This window comes from Streptomyces anulatus, assembly GCF_014650675.1.
GTDB lineage: Bacteria > Actinomycetota > Actinomycetes > Streptomycetales > Streptomycetaceae > Streptomyces > Streptomyces anulatus.
The window spans coordinates 455,606-472,713 of sequence record NZ_BMVK01000004.1 but is presented as its reverse complement, the minus strand read 5'-3'; the positions used below and the strand labels follow the sequence as shown (position 1 = coordinate 472,713).

The window sequence follows — 17,108 nt, the reverse complement described above, 5'->3', positions numbered from 1 at the left end:
GCAGCACCACACCATGGCCATCGAGGTCCCCGACGGGTGGGCGACACTCCTCAAGACGCTGACCGGCATGCCCTTTCCGCAGGCGAACGAGGACTCCCTGCGGCTGGTCAGCGACGACTACCGGCTGATGGCCGAGAAGTTCCAGGAGGTCGAGGAACTTCTGCGGCAGGTCGTCAGCCGCGTCGACGAGGACTTCGAGGGCCGGACCGCGACGGAGTTCGTGGCGTACGCGCGACAGTTCGTCGAGAGGACGAACGGCAACCAGAGCATTCTCGACAGGGCGCACGAGGACGCCATGAAGCTGTCGAAGAACGCCCACAAGACGGCCGCCGACATCGAGTACACCAAGTGGATGATCTTCGGCCAACTGGCTCTGCTGGTCGTGCAGATCGCCCTGGCCCAGGCGCTGATGCCGCTCACCGCCGGGCTGTCGGAGATCTGGGCCGCCGCGGCGATCGGCGCGTTCCGGACCATGGCGCTGCTGATCCTGAAGTTCCTGGTGGCCCAGATCATCATGCAGACCATCACCGGTCTCGTCGGTGGTCTGCTGCTCGACAGCATCCTCCAGCTCACCCAGATGGGCCGCGGTGACCGTACGGAGTGGAACACGGACTTCACCAAGGACGCGGCGAAGTTCGCGGCCATCGGGGGTGTGCTCGGCGGGCCGTTCGCGCTGCTGGGCGGCGCCTTCGGCAAGCTGCTCGGCAACCTGGGCGGCAAGGCGCTGGGCAAGATCCTCGGCAACGACGCGGGGAACGTGCTGGCGAAGGGCCTGGCCGGAGGCGCCAAGGGAGCGGGCGCCGGGGCCGGCAAGGGCGGAGGCGCGCTCGGCAAGGGAGCGGGAGCCGGCGTCGGCAAGGGAGCAGGCGCGCTCGGCAAGGGCGCGGGAGCCGGGGCCGGAGCGGGAGCCGGAAAGGGCGGGGGCGCCCTCGGCAAGGGCGCGGGCGCCGGGGCCGGAGCGGGCAAGGTACCCGGTGGCCTGGGAGCCGGTGCCGGCAAGGTCCCCGGCGGTGCCGGAGAGGGGCTCGGCAAGGGCCTCAGCGGCGCGGGCGACGGCATCGGCAAGGGCGTCAGCGGTGCGGGCGACGGAGCCCTCGGGGCCGGAGCGAGGTCCGGGGCGGGCGCCGCGGGCAACACGATCTCGGAGACGTCCGCCCGTGAGCTCGGCGAGCGCCTGGGCAACATCATGGGCCGCACCAACGAGTCCCTGAACCAGCTGGGTGCGGACGGTGTGCGGGGCGCGGCCGCCGGAGCGGTCGGCCGGGAGGTCGTCAAGGACTTCGCGAACGCCTTCGAGAAGCACCTCGGAGGGGCCCTCGGCAACGAGACCGCCAAGAACCTGGGCCGTGAGTACGGCGAGGCGCTGGTCAAGAACTGGGCCGGCAAGGCCGATTGGCAGGGGCTCACCCACTCGCTGGACGACGCGCTCAAGCCGTTCGCGAAGGATCTGGGCGAGAGCGGCGTCCGGGCGCTCTCCCACGATCTGCCCGGCTCGTTCGTCCGGACGGTCGGCGGGAACCTGGGCTTCCACATCGGCAACTTCGTCGGCGAGATCGCCGGCGAATCGGCGCACGCCGTGGTCACCGAGGGCATGTACAACCTCATCTTCGGCCCGGAGCACAAGTTCACGGTCAGCGGTTGGACGGCCGCCGCGGGCGCGATGGGCGGCGTCCTGGGCCGAGGCGTGGCCCACGGCTTCCAGTCGATGCACAACATGGTCCAGGGACCGCCGGCGGCTCCCCCGCCGCGCCCTCCGGTGTTCTCGTCCGACGCCCCCGCACCGCCGACCGCCTCGCCGCGGCCCAGCACCGAGTCCGGCCCCGCGGTGCGCGACGGTTCCACCCCGAGGACCGACGCGGACAACCGCACGCTCACGGACTCCGGGTCGGACACCGACAGCCTGTACTACCTGGACGTGGACGACTTCTCGGACAGCGCAACGCTGTACGGGGACGACGACGGGAACGGGGGCACCGCCCCGTCCGGCGCGCCCACGGCCTCCGCCCCCTCCTTTGCCACCAGTTCCGGCGGTGCGGACATCACGAACACCGGCGACTTCACGTCCACACCGAACAGGAGCGACACCCCGAACGGGACCGACAGCCCGAACAGGACCGAAGTCCCGAACAGGAACGAGAACCCGACCGGGAACGAGCCCCCCGATCTGCCGGACACGGTGTCCGGGCTGGACCTGCTCCTGAACAGCCTGCCGGACGTACCCGACGCCCCGCCGCACCCGCAGCCGGACCCGGACGTGGTCCCGGATCAGATTCCGGAGAGCGTGACGCAGGACCTCAGGGACCTGGACCAGGTGCTGACGGACCTCCCCCGCGTACCCGACGCCGCACCGGGGGCCGCGCTGACGCCGGACCAGCTGCTCGCGAGCCTCCCCGACATACCCGACACCCCGCTGGGCCCGCCGCGGACGCCGGAGGAGCTGCGGTTGCTGGCGGACCTCCCCGACGTACCGGAGGGCAGCCCCTGGCAGACGTCCGGCGACGGGTCGGGCGGGTCACCGTCCGGCCGGGCCGGCGACTCCGAGCAGGGGCACCGGTCCCCGGACGACCTCGACCGCCTCCTCCGGGAGCGTCAGGACCGGCTCACGAACCAGCAGGACCCGGACGACCTGGACGCCGACCTGGCGGCCCGGTTGGCGAAGCTCCGCGAGGGCGGGCCCGACGACCTCGGCAGGCCCGCACGGGTCGACGAGCTCCGCGAGCAGTACCACGCGGCGCTGGAGGAGGAGGGCACGGGCGGACCGGACCGCGACGGTACGGTGACGGGCCCCGAGGACGATGCGACCGCGCTCCCGTACGCCGCCACGGGCGGTACCGGGACGCCCAACGCCACGGGCGGTACCGCCGCAGCACAGCGTCCCGCCCCGACCGCTTCGACGACGACCGCACCCAACTCCGGTAACGGACCTGGCGGTTCACATCCGCAGTCCCCGGCGGGCACGAGCCAGGACGGACTCGACGCGTCGTTGCCCGACGTCCCCCAGAACCCCCCGGGCTCCCGGCCGGCCGCCGCGGACGAGACGGACCTCGTTTTCCCCGACGTGCCTCAGCAGGCACCTACCGCGCGGCCCGAGGCGAGGCGGACCGAGAGCGACGGGGCCGGTACGGTCACGGACGACCCGCCGAGCCCTCCCCGTACGGAGTCGACGGACGAGCTGCCCTTCCCCGACGGTTTCGACGACGGCGGCGATCTCGACGCGCTGCTGGCACTGCTCGACGGCGCCGTCGTCGTCACGGACGACCCGCTCGGCCAACTGGCCCAACTGCCCGACGTACCCGAGGGGCTGTCCTCCGCAGACCGGCGCAGGCTGGCCGCGGACACGACGCGGGAGACGGACGCCCTGCTGGCGGACGCGCGGCGGGTGGGCGTCGACCGGGAGACACGGCAGCGGCTCGGCGAGCGCATCCAGGACGACGTCCGGGCGGGCAGGCACGCCGAGGCGGCCGATGGCCTGCGCGAGCTGAGCGACCTCGTCGCGCAGCACGGTCTCGGTGAACGGCTCCAGCAGTTCCGCCGCCACATGGACGGCGGGTACGAGGGCCGTGCCGCGCAGTTGGGCATGCGCCGTACGGAATGGCTGCGCCACGGCCTCGACATCGAGGAGGCGGCGCTCAACGGCGATCCGCGCCGTACGACCCAGTTGCTGGACGACTTCGAGCAGCGGCTCGGCGCCCTCGGGGCCGAGCTGAAGGACCGCGCCGACCACTCCCCCGAGGCGTTGGAGAAGCGGCTGGCCGACAACCGGCGGGCCGACGCCGAGGCCGCGGGCCTGGACCGCGAGCGGTTCCGCGCGTGGGAGGACCGCCTGGAGCAGGCGGCGACCCCCGACGAGCTCCAGAAGACACTGGCGGACTACGAGGCGGAGCTGGAGACGGCGCGCCGTCTCACGACCCTGCGGGAGCTGGGGGCGTCCGAGAACGAACTGGCCTCGTGGAAGGCGCGTTTCGAGGGCCCGGGGCGGGGAGGCGACCTGGACGCCCAGTACGAACGCCGTACGACCACCCTCCACGGCGAAGCCGAGGTGGCCGCCCTCCAGGAGAAGGTGGCCGCCCTGTACGAGGACGACGCCCCCCGGCAGGGGCCCTCACAGCCGCCCCCGCCGCACGACGGGACCGGCGACGACAACACCTCCACCGGCCACCGGTCGAAGGACTCGGACGCCGAGAACGACGCGTCTCTGGAGGCCCGACTGGAGAAGATGCGCGAGGGCGACGACCACACCGGGCTGTCGCGCGAGGAGCAGCGGCAGTGGGCGGACCGGCATGCGCGGGCCGAGGACGACGCGGCGCGGCAGGCCGTCGAGCGACAGCACGCCGAACGGATGGCGCAGGTGGAGCGCGACCGGCGTCTGAAGGCTGTCTCGGGGGGCGGTCCCGAGGGGGCGCGGCGCAGCGCTGAGCGCCAGGACGCGTGGCAGAGCAGGATCGACGAGGCGGCGGACGACCCGCGGGCCGTCGACCGGGTGCTCGACGACTACGACGCGGAGACGGACAAGCTGCGGCGCGAGGGGAAGGAGCGCCTGGAGCAGGAACTGCGCGCTCCGGACCGCCTGCGGGACCTCGACCGGCGCATCGACCGCTCGCTGGACCGGCTGCCCGAGGAGGTGCGCACCCGGGCCGCCCGGGACGCCCGCACGCTGGTGGAACGGCTGCGGGACCTGACCGCCGTACCCGAGGAGACCCCTGCCCCGAAGACGGACGACGCCGTACCGGAGCAGAGCGCCGCGCAGGACACGGACCCGCTCCGTCCGACGCCTGCCCCTGCCCCTGTACCGCATCCGACACCGAGCCGTTTCCCGTCCCCGTCCCCGTCTCCGTCTCCGTCTCCGTCTCCGTCCTCTTCCTTGGACTCGTCTTCCTCCTCGTCCTCCCGTTCGAACGGCGACGAGCGTGGCGGCAGCAGCACCGAGAAGACCCCGCGTCCGGCCGGCTCCGAACGGGACCGGCGTGCTCCGGCCTTCCCCGGAGAGCAGCTGGTGGAGGCCCCTCGGCAGCGGAACGCCTCGTCGGCGTCCGAGGACGGCGGCAGCACGCACTCGCGGGACCGCGACGACCTGCCCTCGCCGGACAGTCGCCGCATCCCCACGGAGACCGAGGAGGACGCGCTGCCCTCCTCCGCTCCGGAGAGCCCCGAGAACGCCCAGGACACCCAGGCCCCCAAGGACACGGAGGGTTCCGGGGATTCAGAGAATTCCGAGAGCCCCGCGAAGGAGAACGGGAAGTCGCAGGGCGGCGAAGAGACCCAGGGCGCGCCTTCCGGTGACGGCCACCGGCCGGGCGGCTCGTCCGAGGAGCAGCAGCCGCGGCTCCCGGCCCGGGACCAGGCTCTCAACGCCCTTTCGGCGGACGAGTTCGAGAAGCGCATGTACCGCGCCCGGCGCGACCGGCCGGAGCTGACGACCGACGAGGCCCTGCGCGACGAGGTGTACCGCCGGATCAACGATCCCGGCGTGAAGGTGGAGAAGGAGGTGTCCCTCGCCCGTCCGCTGCTGGCCGAGGTCGTGGCGCCGCCGTCCGGGCGGTCCGGCGCGTTCGTGACGTTCGACGACGACGCGATGCTGCCCACCTCCCTGCGGGGCAACGGGCACGGGCACATCACCCTCCGGGGCGTCGAGCGGCTGGTCGACGCCCTCACCACGCGCTGGCGTCTGCACCCCGACGGGGCCGCCCAGTTGAACCTGGTGCTCACCCGGAGCCCGCACACGCTGCTCGGCCCCCGGACGTTCGTCCTGCCGACACTGGACGGCGGCCGCCGGGAGATCGCTCTCTCGCTGGACAGCTACGGGAACTGGCGCCGCTTCACCGAGCCGACACCGCCGGCCGTCCCGGACTCCGCGGCGCAGCCCGCACCCGGCACGGCCGAGGGCAGCACGACCACGACCACGAACACGACCACGACCACGACCACAACCACGCCGAAGCCTCCCGCCGTACAGGCTCCGACGTCCCCGGCGGAGGGGTCCACCACCACCGCGCCCAAGACCGGCACCCCCGAGTCCGACGCCTCCAAGACCGACGAGGCCAAGACCACCACCGACGCCCCGGTCAAGGTCGAGACCGAACTCCGCACCCGGCCCGGCGCGACCGAGACCAAGACGCTCGGCACCTCCCGAGCCTTCGGGCTGGCCGTCCCGATCGGCCCTTCCGGGACGCCCTTCGGCGCGCTCGGGTCCGTGTCCCTCAGCGGCCGGCGCATGGAGGCGTCCTACACGTACACGCAGGAGAACCGCGCCCAGAGCAGCGTGACCACCGTCGGCAAGGACGGCAGCCATCTGCACGTGAGCGACCTGCACATCGTGGCCGAGTCCCTGCACGTCTGGGACAAGAAGGGCCGGGAGTCGCCCGCGAACCGGCAGGCCGGCACCGCCGACCAGCAGCGCTACCGCATCCAGGACGGTGTCGCCTGGCGCGTCCCCGACAGCGTCACCGACCCGGCGATCCCGGACCGGCTGCCCCCCGCCTTCACGTTCGCCCCCGGCGCCCGGCCGCACCTGCTCGCGCCGCTGAGCGTCACCACCGGGACCCGGCTGCTGGACTGGGCGCTCAGGAACTTCCCCGAGGCCGCCCCCGGCAGCTTCCTCCGCCGCCAACTGGCCGATCTGTTCGGGGAGGAGAGCCTGCGCACCATGATCGCGCAGAGCTCCGGGGAGACCGTGGTCACGGCCCCGCTCTTCGCCGGGCTGGGCAACCGCTCGCTGGGCTCCGTCGAACTGCGGCTGGTCCCGGTCGACGCCACCCTGCTCCAGGCGTCCGACCAGACCGAGGTCAAGAGGGCCGACGCGCAGCGCTCCACCGGTACCACGGAGAAGAAGAACACCCAAGGGGCCGGGCTCGGCCTCACCGTCGGCCCCCAGTTCGGCCTGCTCCAGCCTCCGGGCGCCCTGAACCTCCAGGTCGCGGGGGCCGCCGGGCTGACGACCCAGCGTGCCGAGAGCAGCTACAGCGGCAACACGGCCGAGTCCGTGCGCACCCTCAACAGCCGCGGCCACTCGGGGCTCTACGACGTCCGCTTCCGGCTGGAGGTGCGTCGGCAGGGCGGTACGTGGGAGTCGCCCGCGCCGGTCCGGCAGGGTGACCGGGCAGGCGGGGCCAACCCGGCCGAGGGCGGCGCGTTCCTCACGGCCACCGTGCAGATCCCCCGGGCCGACGCGCGCAGGCTGGCCGGCTGGGACGACGGCACCACGCCCGTCCCGGACGCCGAGGCGCCACCCGCGCCCGTATATCTGACCCCGTCGAACCCGACGACGTTCGGCCTGCACGCGGTCGTCGACCTCGCGCCGGTCGGCGATGCGCAGGCGCCGCCGCCCCACACGTCCCTCACGGACGCGCTGGTCGACCGTATCCAGGCCGGTCTGCACCGGGCCTACCCCGACCTCGTGCTGCCGCCCGGGACGAACACCGCGCCCACCCTGCCCACCGCGAACGGCGGCAGCGACCGTACGTACAACAACGCGGTACGCAACACCCACCTGCTGCGCCAGGCGCTCGCCCGTACGGTGCTGGAGGGCGCCCTCGACCGGCTGACGAGCACCGGGCTGCGCATCCCGCTCGAACAGCTCGGCACGGTCAACAAGCGGTACGTCGTCGTCACCGTGCGGGCACAGGCCACGGACCGCCGGTTCATGGGGACCCATCACGACCTGGGCGTGGCCAACAACGTCCTGTCGACCCGCCGCGCGGACAGCGCCACCACCCGGACGCACGGCTGGTCCGTCGGTTTCGACGTGGGGCTGACCGGGCTCGATCGCTTCGGCGGCACCGGCAGCGTCGGCTACCGGTACGGCAAGCAGACCGCGTACGGCATGACGTACGGTCCGACGCTGACCCCGGACGGCGGCATCACCAGCTCCGGATCGCAGCACCTGTGGTCGTACCACCTGAACTTCACCGCGGAGGCCACCAGCTTCACCCGGCCGCGCCAGATCGCCCGGACGATGACCGGCGAACTGCTCGGCACGCGCTGGTTCGTGAAGCAGGCCGCCGAAACCGTCGACCTGCTGCGTACGGATCGGACGGGCCGGACCGGCACGACCACCGCCCGACCGCCTGCCACCGCCACCGCCCCGGCCCCTGCCGCCGTCGCCCCTGCCGCTGTCGCCGGGCGGGTCACCGTCGCCGTGCCCGCGTCGCTGTCCGTACCGTCCTCGCTGCCCGTCGACCGGCCGCAGAACACCGCGCGGACCGCGCGGACCGCCCCGACGACCACGCCGATGACCCCGGCCATGGCCGAACTGCTCTCCTCCGGGAAGCCCGTCCCGACGACCGACTGGACTTCTCACCCGCTCCTCGACGGCCTGCACTCCGTGCAGAGCGTCACCTCGCCGCAGCTCGTGCAGCAGCACCTCAAGGAGCTGCTCGCCTCCGTGTCCGGCAATTCGTGGGTCTACGGGAACGACGGGACCCCCGCGACCGGGGCGCTCGCCGAGGCGTTCGCGGTCGGCCGCAACGAAGCGGACTTCAGCGACGCGGCGCAGACCGGCAAGCACGTCAGCGATCTGTTCGGGCGGACGGCCGTCACCGACATCACCGCTTCGGTCAGTGCCTGGCCCCAGCTGCGCAGGCCGCGCGTGGTGGCCGTCGTCGACTCCAGCGACCTGGCCCTCTCCGCCGTCGGTTCGGGGACCAGCGGGGCGGGGCACTCCGTCGCCAAGGTCAGCAGCCACACCGTCTCCCTGCTGGGCGCGTTCCGGGCCAAGCACACCGACACGTTCCAGACCGCCGGCACCTACGGGGCGATCTGGACGCCGTACCAGCGCACCAGCACCGCGACCGAGACCGCGGCCTTCTCCGCGAACCCGGCCCACACCGTGCAGTACACCGGGCCGATGGCCCTGGTCGGCGCCGACGTGGCGTGGCACCTCGCGGCCCGTTCCCAGCCCTCCGGTCTGCTCCAGGCGCCGATGGAGCTGGTCCGTGGACGCAAGCCCGAGGGGCGGATCGTGGAGGTCCCCGACGGCGTGCTCGTCTGGGTGCCGCTGGCGGAGGCCCGGAAGGCCGGGCTGTTCGACGACGGCCTCGTCGCGCCGCCCTCCCCGCAGCTCTACACCACCACCGGGGCCGCCGCGCACGGCACGCTCACGGTCGGCCGCATCGACATGGCCCCGGCGGTCAAGGCGTTCACGGACCAGTTGCTCGCGACCCTGCCCCAGCACCAGAGCTGGCTCGGGCCGAAGAGTCTGCTCGCCGACCAACTCGGCGGCCTGGCGCGGCAGATGACCGCCCTGTCGCCGTCCGGTATGCGCGCTCTGCAGACGGGCATGGAGAACGGCGGCACCTCGCTGCGCCTGGCTCGGAACAAGATCGGCCCGTCCAAGGACGCCAGCCTCACGGTGACCCTGCGACGCACCGGCTTCACCCCCGGCCCCCTGCGCCACGACGTGAAGCCGACGATCGCCCGGCCCACGTCCACGGCGGAGACCGTCACCCAGAAGCTGGCGCGCGGGTACGAGGCCGGGTACCGGCTCGCCGAGGCGCCCACCGTCCAGAACGACCCGGTGGTCCGCAACGGCGGCTTCACGCTCGACGACAAGGTCGGGTCCTCCCGTTCGGCCGCCCTGGCCCACGCGGTCACCGACGCCGTCAGCGCCCAGGTGGCCTTCGAGGGGCCCGTGGTGACCGGCCGGACGGAGTTCGAGGCCACCTTCACCCTGGAACTGCCCGACGGGACCGTGGTGACGCACACGCGGAGCGTCGGCGACGCCGAGGTCGTGCTGCCCCTGAGCCTCGCCCGACCGGAGCCGACAGCCTCACCGACCGCAACGGCCGGTGCCGGCGCGACGGCCGGAACCAGTGCCACGGCCGGAGCGACGGGAACCACCGGAGCCACCGGGACCACCGCGGCGACCGGAGCGAAGGCGTCGGCCACCGCGAACGGGACGCCCGCGTCGAGTGCCACGCGGCAGGCCCCCCGCCCGATGCTGCTGCCCCCGGAGCAGCCGCGGAGCGTGGCGCCGCGGGAGCGCGGCTCGGCGGGCAAGGAACTGTTCGCCACCGGTCCGGAGAGCGTCGTCGTGACGACGGTCGGCGGCATCCCCGCCCTCCGGGACGCCGCCGCGTACGCCGTCGACACGGCCGTGAAGGGACGCGGTACGAAGAGCGGCGACGCGACGCCCATGCCCACCGACACCCACGGCCGCTACGTGCGGAGGACGGCGCTGACGCGGCCCGGCACCGCCGCCGGGGAAGCGCTCAAGGGAGGCATCAGCACCGATGTGCTGAGCGCCTACCTGCCGCAGATGGTCCGCGACAGCCTGACCGTCACCCTGCACGACACCACGTCCGCGGTCGGCGGGACCGACGCCACCCTCACCCTCTCCGCGCACGTCGACCTGTCCCGGGCCACGCTGCTGGCGGTGGACGCGCAGGCGGGGCTCGGCGGCAGCCGGCGCACCTCGGACAACGACACGTACACCGGCGACACCACCGACAGCCACCTGCCCTCGATGACGGCGGGGCCGGGCTTCCACTCGCAGCCCGTGGTCCAGAGCACGGCCGCCGTGCCGGGCTGGGCGGACTCCGACGCGGCGGGCAGCGCCGCCGACCGCCGGACCTCCGCGCTGACCACGCTCAAGCCGTTCGCCGGCGGTGCCGTGCTCGTCCGGGCGCCCCTGCACGTGGTCCAGACGGCGAAGGCGTCGCATCGCGTCGCGGACCTGCCGCTCGTCCCGGCGACGCTCAGGCCGGGGTCCCGGCCGCCGGTCACCGTCGAGCACACGGTGCCGGACGGGGTGACGATGTGGGTGTCGTTCGACGTCGCCCGCAAGCACGGACTGCTGCCCGCCGAGGTCGAGGCCGCGGCGGACCTCGTCAAGCAGCAGACCGAAAAGTACGTCACGGCCGCCAAGGAGGCCGCGACGGCCGAACGGCGGCTGCGCGCACTCGACAGCGAGGCCGCCGCCCTCCGGACCCGGCTCCGCGACCTTCTCGCGACGCCGTCGCCCACCGGAACGGACGTGGCGGCAGCGCGGGAACGGCTCGCCACGGCCCGTACCCGGTACGCCGAGGCCCAGCGGCACCTGGTCAACCACCGCCGCGATCTCGCCACCGCCGAGCAGCACCTCGCCGGGTCGTCCGAGGCCGCCTGGAAGGCCGTCGAGCACTACACGCTCACCGGCCCCCGCCCCACGGGCACACCACCGGTTCCCTGGACCGAGCCGACCACGGCCACGACCCCGGACACGACGGGAGCGGGCACGGACACGGACACGGCGACGGGTACGACCACCGAGGCGCCCCCCGCCACGGTCCCCGGCTACCCGCCGCTCTCCGAACTCCTCGCCGACGCCACGCCCGATGTGGGCCCCTCCACGTCCGCCTCCGCCGCCACCCCGCAGGACGTCCTGACCCGTACGGAGTTCTGGCTCGGCGAGACCGGGCCGCTGTCGGACGTGGAGGCCGTCCGCAGGGAGCAGGCCAAGGCGGCCGCCTGGGCGGAGCACCTGCTGGCGGCGGACGCCGCCTACCGGGCGTCGCTGGAGACCGTGCGCGCCGCCCGCGAGGACAGGGACGCCGCGCTGCTGCGGGAGGCCCGCAGCCGGAAGACGGCGGCCCGGGACGCGACGCCGGGACAGTTCGACGCGGCCGACGCCGACGTACGCACCACACGCGCCGCCCACGACAAGGCGGTCGAGCGGCTGACCGCCCAGTACCGCGAACTCGGCCTCGTCCACGCGAACTTCGATGCGGTGGATACGGCCGTACGCCCGCTTCTCGCGCCACGCCCCGAGGGCAGCGCTCCTCCCGTCATCACCCCCTGGCACCCCACCGCGGAGCCCGACGGGTACGTCCGTCCGACCGAGACGCCCGTCCCCGACCCGTACACCTCCCAGGGCGAGGACTCCGAGGGCCGCCCGGTCACCCTGACGGACCCGGACGGGCGCGTCCTCCAGCTCGTGGAACCGCCCTCCACCGGCCCCGCGCACCTCGACCACGGCACGAGCTTCCACCGCTCCCTCCTCGACTCGGTCGAGCGCGCCCACCCGGGGCTCCTCGCCGCCCAGGGGCTCCACGCCACGGGCCGGGGCCTCTCCGCCGCCGACGTCCAGCATCTGAGGAACCGCCTGGCCGACCGGCTGACGACGGACCGCGACGAACTCGCGCCGTTCCTCGCGATCGACCTCCAGGAGCGGTTCACCGCACAGGAGTTGGCCGATGCGGGCATCGTGCTGAGCGCGGCGGAGGCCGCCGAGCACACCGCCTCCCGCGACCGCCTCCCGCAGACGGTCGCCGCCCGGCTCACCCCCGACCAGCGCGTGGAGCTGGCCCGTACGACCCTGCTGCGCCCCGGCGACCAGCAGATCGGCGACCGCAAGGACGCGGGCTGGAACCACTCCGCCGGGGACCTGGCCGCCCTGCTCGCGGCACGGGTGCTCCGGGTCCCGGTCACCGTGGTCCACGCGGACCTGAACCACGTGACGTTCACACCCGCGAGCACGGACACGGCCGGGCCGGCCCGGTCGGGCGTGGTGCTGCACCTCGCGGACAACGACCTGTACCGGCCCGCCGTGCCGAGCACGACGGACGCCCTGCTGCTCAACACCGAATCGGAGATACGCCCGGAGGGCCCGACGTACTACATGGGTGGCGGCTCCGGCGAACTCGCCCCCGTACCCCGGCAGATCAACTTCATCTGGCTGGGCGGCACGTTGAGCCCGGCCGCCCGCGCCAACATCGGTAACTGGGCGGACCGCGCGCAGGCCGCCGGATGGACGGTGACGATCTGGACGGATGCCGCCGGCGCACGGAACAACGAGGGATTCCTGCAGAGCACGACAGGGACCGGAGTCGCCCAGCACGGCAAGGTCAAGCACCTGTTCGCCAAGGGCAAGGGGCCCATCTGGCAGAAGAACCCGCTCTCCAAGGCGCAGACACTGTACGAGGCGGCTCTCGACCTCGAGAGCTTCGCGATGGCCTCCGACGTCGCCCGGTACGCGCTCCTCCACAAGCACGGCGGGGTGTACCTCGACGTGGATCTGGGGCCGGGAGCCGTGACCCTGCGCCCCGGGGGCGTGATGATGCCGCTGGGCGACGACACCCTGCCGATGTTCGGCCCGCTGCTCCAGGACCTCGGCAGCGTAAGGAAGAAGCTCAAGCTCCCCGACGGGTCCGTACCCACCGAGGAGCAGATCCAGCAGGCCGCCGCGATGGCGTACGAGGACGGGGACTTCGGGAACCACTTCATCGTCGCGCACCCCGGAAGCGCCTTCCTGAAGCAGGTTCTGGACAACCTTCCGGACTACAACACCAAGGACCCGCTGACCAAGGGCTACCTCGTGGCGGACATGAAGTCGAAGAACGTGGCCGCCAAGACCGGACCGCTGTTCCTCGTACGGCAGTTCATCACGCACGCGGGGACATTCCCGCCCCCGGGCGTGTCCACGGACCCGGGGAACGCTCCGGCCGCGGAGAGCGACAAGGCGGCGGGCAAGCAGAAGTTCGCCCCCGCCCCGCACAACCGGTACCGGGTCCGGACGGAGGACTGGACCGACTGGGCGCGACTGGAATGGCTGACCCCCGAGAGCGAGAACCAGGAGGCCCCCACCACCACGTCCGCGCCCGCCCGGCAGGAGACGCTGGTCAAGCGCATCGGCGGCACCGTCAGGAAGCTCAAGAACAACGTGGCGACATGGGGCAGCGGCCGGACCGGCTCGGGCCCGACGCTGTCGAACGACGGCACGCTGCTGACCGGCTTCGACCCCGCGTCGGACCAGCTCGACCCGGGCGGCGGGACGCCGCAGGACGAACTCGTCGGCAAGGACGGCCGGAAGGTCTCCTTCGAGCAGATGCGGCAGAGCCTGCGGAAGATCCGGGACGCCTCGGGGGAGGTCATCGGTTACGCGTCGCACAGCGAAGAGGACTGGGCCCCACGCAAGGACTTCTACGCGAACTACCGCGCCGACCAGGCCTCGTACGCGGTCTACCGGCCGGAGGGCAAGGGCACGTTCGCCGCCGTACCCGCGGACTCGGCGGTGCCCCGCACCGTGCCCTGGCACGCCGACGCCCGCGCCACCTCCGGTACCGACACCGCCACCACCACCACGAGCACCAGTACCGCGAAGGCCACCGGAAAGGACGTTCCGGCGGGGCAGCAGCAGTCCCCCAAGCCGATCTTCTTCGATGCGCACGGCTCCCGGCACGGCGTCAAGCTCCACATCCACGGTGAGCTGCCGCTGGTGGTGGACGGCGCCCAGTTCGCCCGCTTCATGGAGACGCTGACCGACCCCGACCAGCCGCCCGCCCCGGTGGTGCTCGTGGCGTGCAACACCGCGGTCACCCGTTCCACGGACGGTGGAAGCGTCGTCATGGACGCCGCACGGGCGGTGCCGGGACGCCGCTGGTACGCCCCCGACGTCGCGGTCGGCCATGTGACCGGGTCCGGCGCAGGTGGAACGACCGGCGTGCTGGCCCTGCTCCAGGACCCGACGGCCGGGCGACCGGGCCAGTGGGTGACCGCGAGCGAGCCCGACGCGCTGGACGCCCTGCTCGGGCAGGAAAGGGGGCACGGCGGCGAGGACGGCGACACGGCCGTCGGCGGGCTGACGAAGCCCAAGGACGGCCACGCCCCGGTGCGGAACGCGGACAAGCTGCTGCTGAACGATCCGGACAAGGGCGTCGCGGCCGCCGAATCATCCAGCACGGCGGGCGATGACGCCACGCTGAAAGCACAACAGGACTTCGACCGACAGCGAGAAGAGCTGTGGGACCGGATCAACAGCATCAAGCCGCTGGCCGGGAATGAGGAATTCCGACAGGGCGTGGCCGCGTGGCTGGAAACCGTCGCATCGGACAGGAAGATGGCCCTGGCCGGACGCACGGACAGGAACGAGATCGACACGGCCGCCGTCGCCGCGATCATGAAGGGCTTCCAGTCGGAAGAGGTGATGGGCCACCAGCTGAACTACCTGTGGTTCCTCCAGCACCAGGACACAGCGGGCTTCGACGGAATCGTGGTCAGGCGCGCCGCGGACTCGGCCGAGCACGGCCAGATCTGGTCGAAGATGGGTGCGGCCGAGGCGATCAGCACCGCCACCGTCGGAGCCGGCGTGGCCTTGGAATCATCCGTCCAGGGCTACATCTTCAACGGCCTCGGGTTCGGGCTTCCCCGTTGGGACGACTCCCCGACCATGGGTGAGCTGTGGCTCCAGTTGTCCCGTACCTACGCCCAGGGCCTCACGAACCGGGTCACCGCCCACGTGCTGGACGGAATCCACGACAGCAGCGTCCTCACCACCACGGAGTGGCCCGAGGCCAGGAAGCGGATCGCCGGCGGCGAGATCGGCGGCCTGGACATCCTCGTCTACACGGCGTCTCCCGGTGAGAAGCGCAACGAGCTGATACTCACGACCACGTACACGGTGCGGACCCAGGAAGATTTCGACAACCTCCCCAGGGTGCCCGACACCGACGAATGGAGGGCGAAGCAGCGGGAGATCGACGCGGAACAGAAGCAGGCACTGACCGAGATCTATGAACGTGCCCGCGAGGTCATCCGTTTGAACTCCGAGATGGCGAACCTTCTGGGTGATCAGGACGGGGAGGACAGAACCCACTTCCGCCCCATGCGCACACCGAACAACTCCGTGACCGACCTGACGGCAGTTCGGGCCGGAGACGACTCCGTCGCGCAGCAGCACGGTATGCGGGTCGCGGCGGACGAAGGGGTGGAGCCGGACGCCGCCGCGCTCCCTGCCCCGCAGGAGGGAGCGCAGCGACCGCCCGTCTCGCTCTCGGACACGATCTTCGAGGCGCTCAACCCCCTCCTGCTGAACACGGACGAGATCGTCCCGGCCGCCCCGGAAGCGACCGAGACCGCTCAGGACACATCCGAGACCGCCCCGGACTCACCCGAGCTCATGGCACAGCGCGCGGTGCACGCGCAGTTGATCGACGATCCGCAGGACTTCCTGAGGACCAACAAGCTCTCCATGGACACGACGGCGGGCATGAACGCGCGCTGGGACAGGCCCGCGCTGAAGGATGCCCACGGCAGACTCGCGGAGGCCCTGGACACCATGGACCGGCACTGGTTCGTCCTGACGCCCGACCCTCGGCGACACGGCCCGGACAGTCCGGCCTACCTCTTGACGCCCGCCCTGGAGAAGTATGTGTCCCACCAGGGGTACCGGACGGCGCACCCCTTCCTGGCGGAGCTCGCCGGGAACGCGGATCTGCCGCCCGTACAGGCCGAGCACAACTACCTCCACTCCTCGTACGTTCCCTATCTCAGGGGCGGAGCGAGCAACCCCGAGACGCAGGTGGGCCACGCGGAGGTCCCCCTGGTGCCGGGGGACGCTCCCGGTGCGGGCCTCGTCTTCACGGCCACGATGAACGGATGCGCCTTCGCCGTCACCAGGAGTCCTCAGGGGCCGGACAGCTTGAGGGTCTGGCACTACCAGTCACCCGGCCGTCGGATGGCGGACGCGCTGGCGTTCCAGCACACTCACCGCACCATGGACTGGTTCGGCGACGGCGAGTACATGAGCAGCGGGGGCGGCAGGACCTTCCCCGAGGTCACGAACATCCTGGGTTTCGGGCCGAACGGCTGGAAGATCTTCGGCCAGGAGGTCCTGGCATCCGCGCACAGCATGGATGAGGCGCACATCAGCAAGACGTCCGCGCGTCCGCTCAGCCTGGCACCGGCCGACGACGGGGAGAGGTTCAGACAGGCGGACGCGGTCTACAGGGCTCTGGCCCACGAACACCTGCGCAACATCGGTAGCGCGAGCGACGGGATCAAGACCAACAAGGCGCCGAAGAGCGTGCGGGACGCGGCCACCACGGCCCACGGAAAGGTGGCCGACGGTGCGGGGGCCATCCTCATCGCCGGGAGCGCCGCCGAGCTGCACTCGTCCGTCGGTCCGGCCCTGCTCGCCGCCAATGTCACGTTGGTGTCGCTGCGGAACGAGTTCTACCAGCACGCGGCGAGCAAGGAGGTGTGGGCCAACAACATGGACCGCTTCCTCCAGTCGTTCGAGAACTATCTGCAGTGGTTGAGGGACCTGCGGACCGCCGCGGAGCGCTTGCGGCAGCCACCGGGCGAAGACTCGGCCGCGCCAGTGGTGTGACGGCGTGTCGACTCGCCTGACGGAGGAG

At 72.5% G+C, this 17,108-nt stretch carries 1 protein-coding gene; it reads left to right on the top strand.

Annotated features, from left to right (window positions below; all coding sequences use genetic code 11):
• Positions 1-13: 13 nt before the first annotated feature.
• Positions 14-17,080 (top strand): WXG100-like domain-containing protein, encoded by a 17,067-nt coding sequence (locus IE272_RS13625; RefSeq protein WP_190006928.1) that lies wholly within the window; start codon positions 14-16, stop codon positions 17,078-17,080.
• Positions 17,081-17,108: the final 28 nt, after the last annotated feature.

Excerpts from the sequence above, each read along its gene's own strand:
- IE272_RS13625 (WP_190006928.1), top strand. The coding sequence starts at position 14 with ATGGCCATCGAGGTCCCCGACGGGTGGGCGACACTCCTCAAGACGCTG.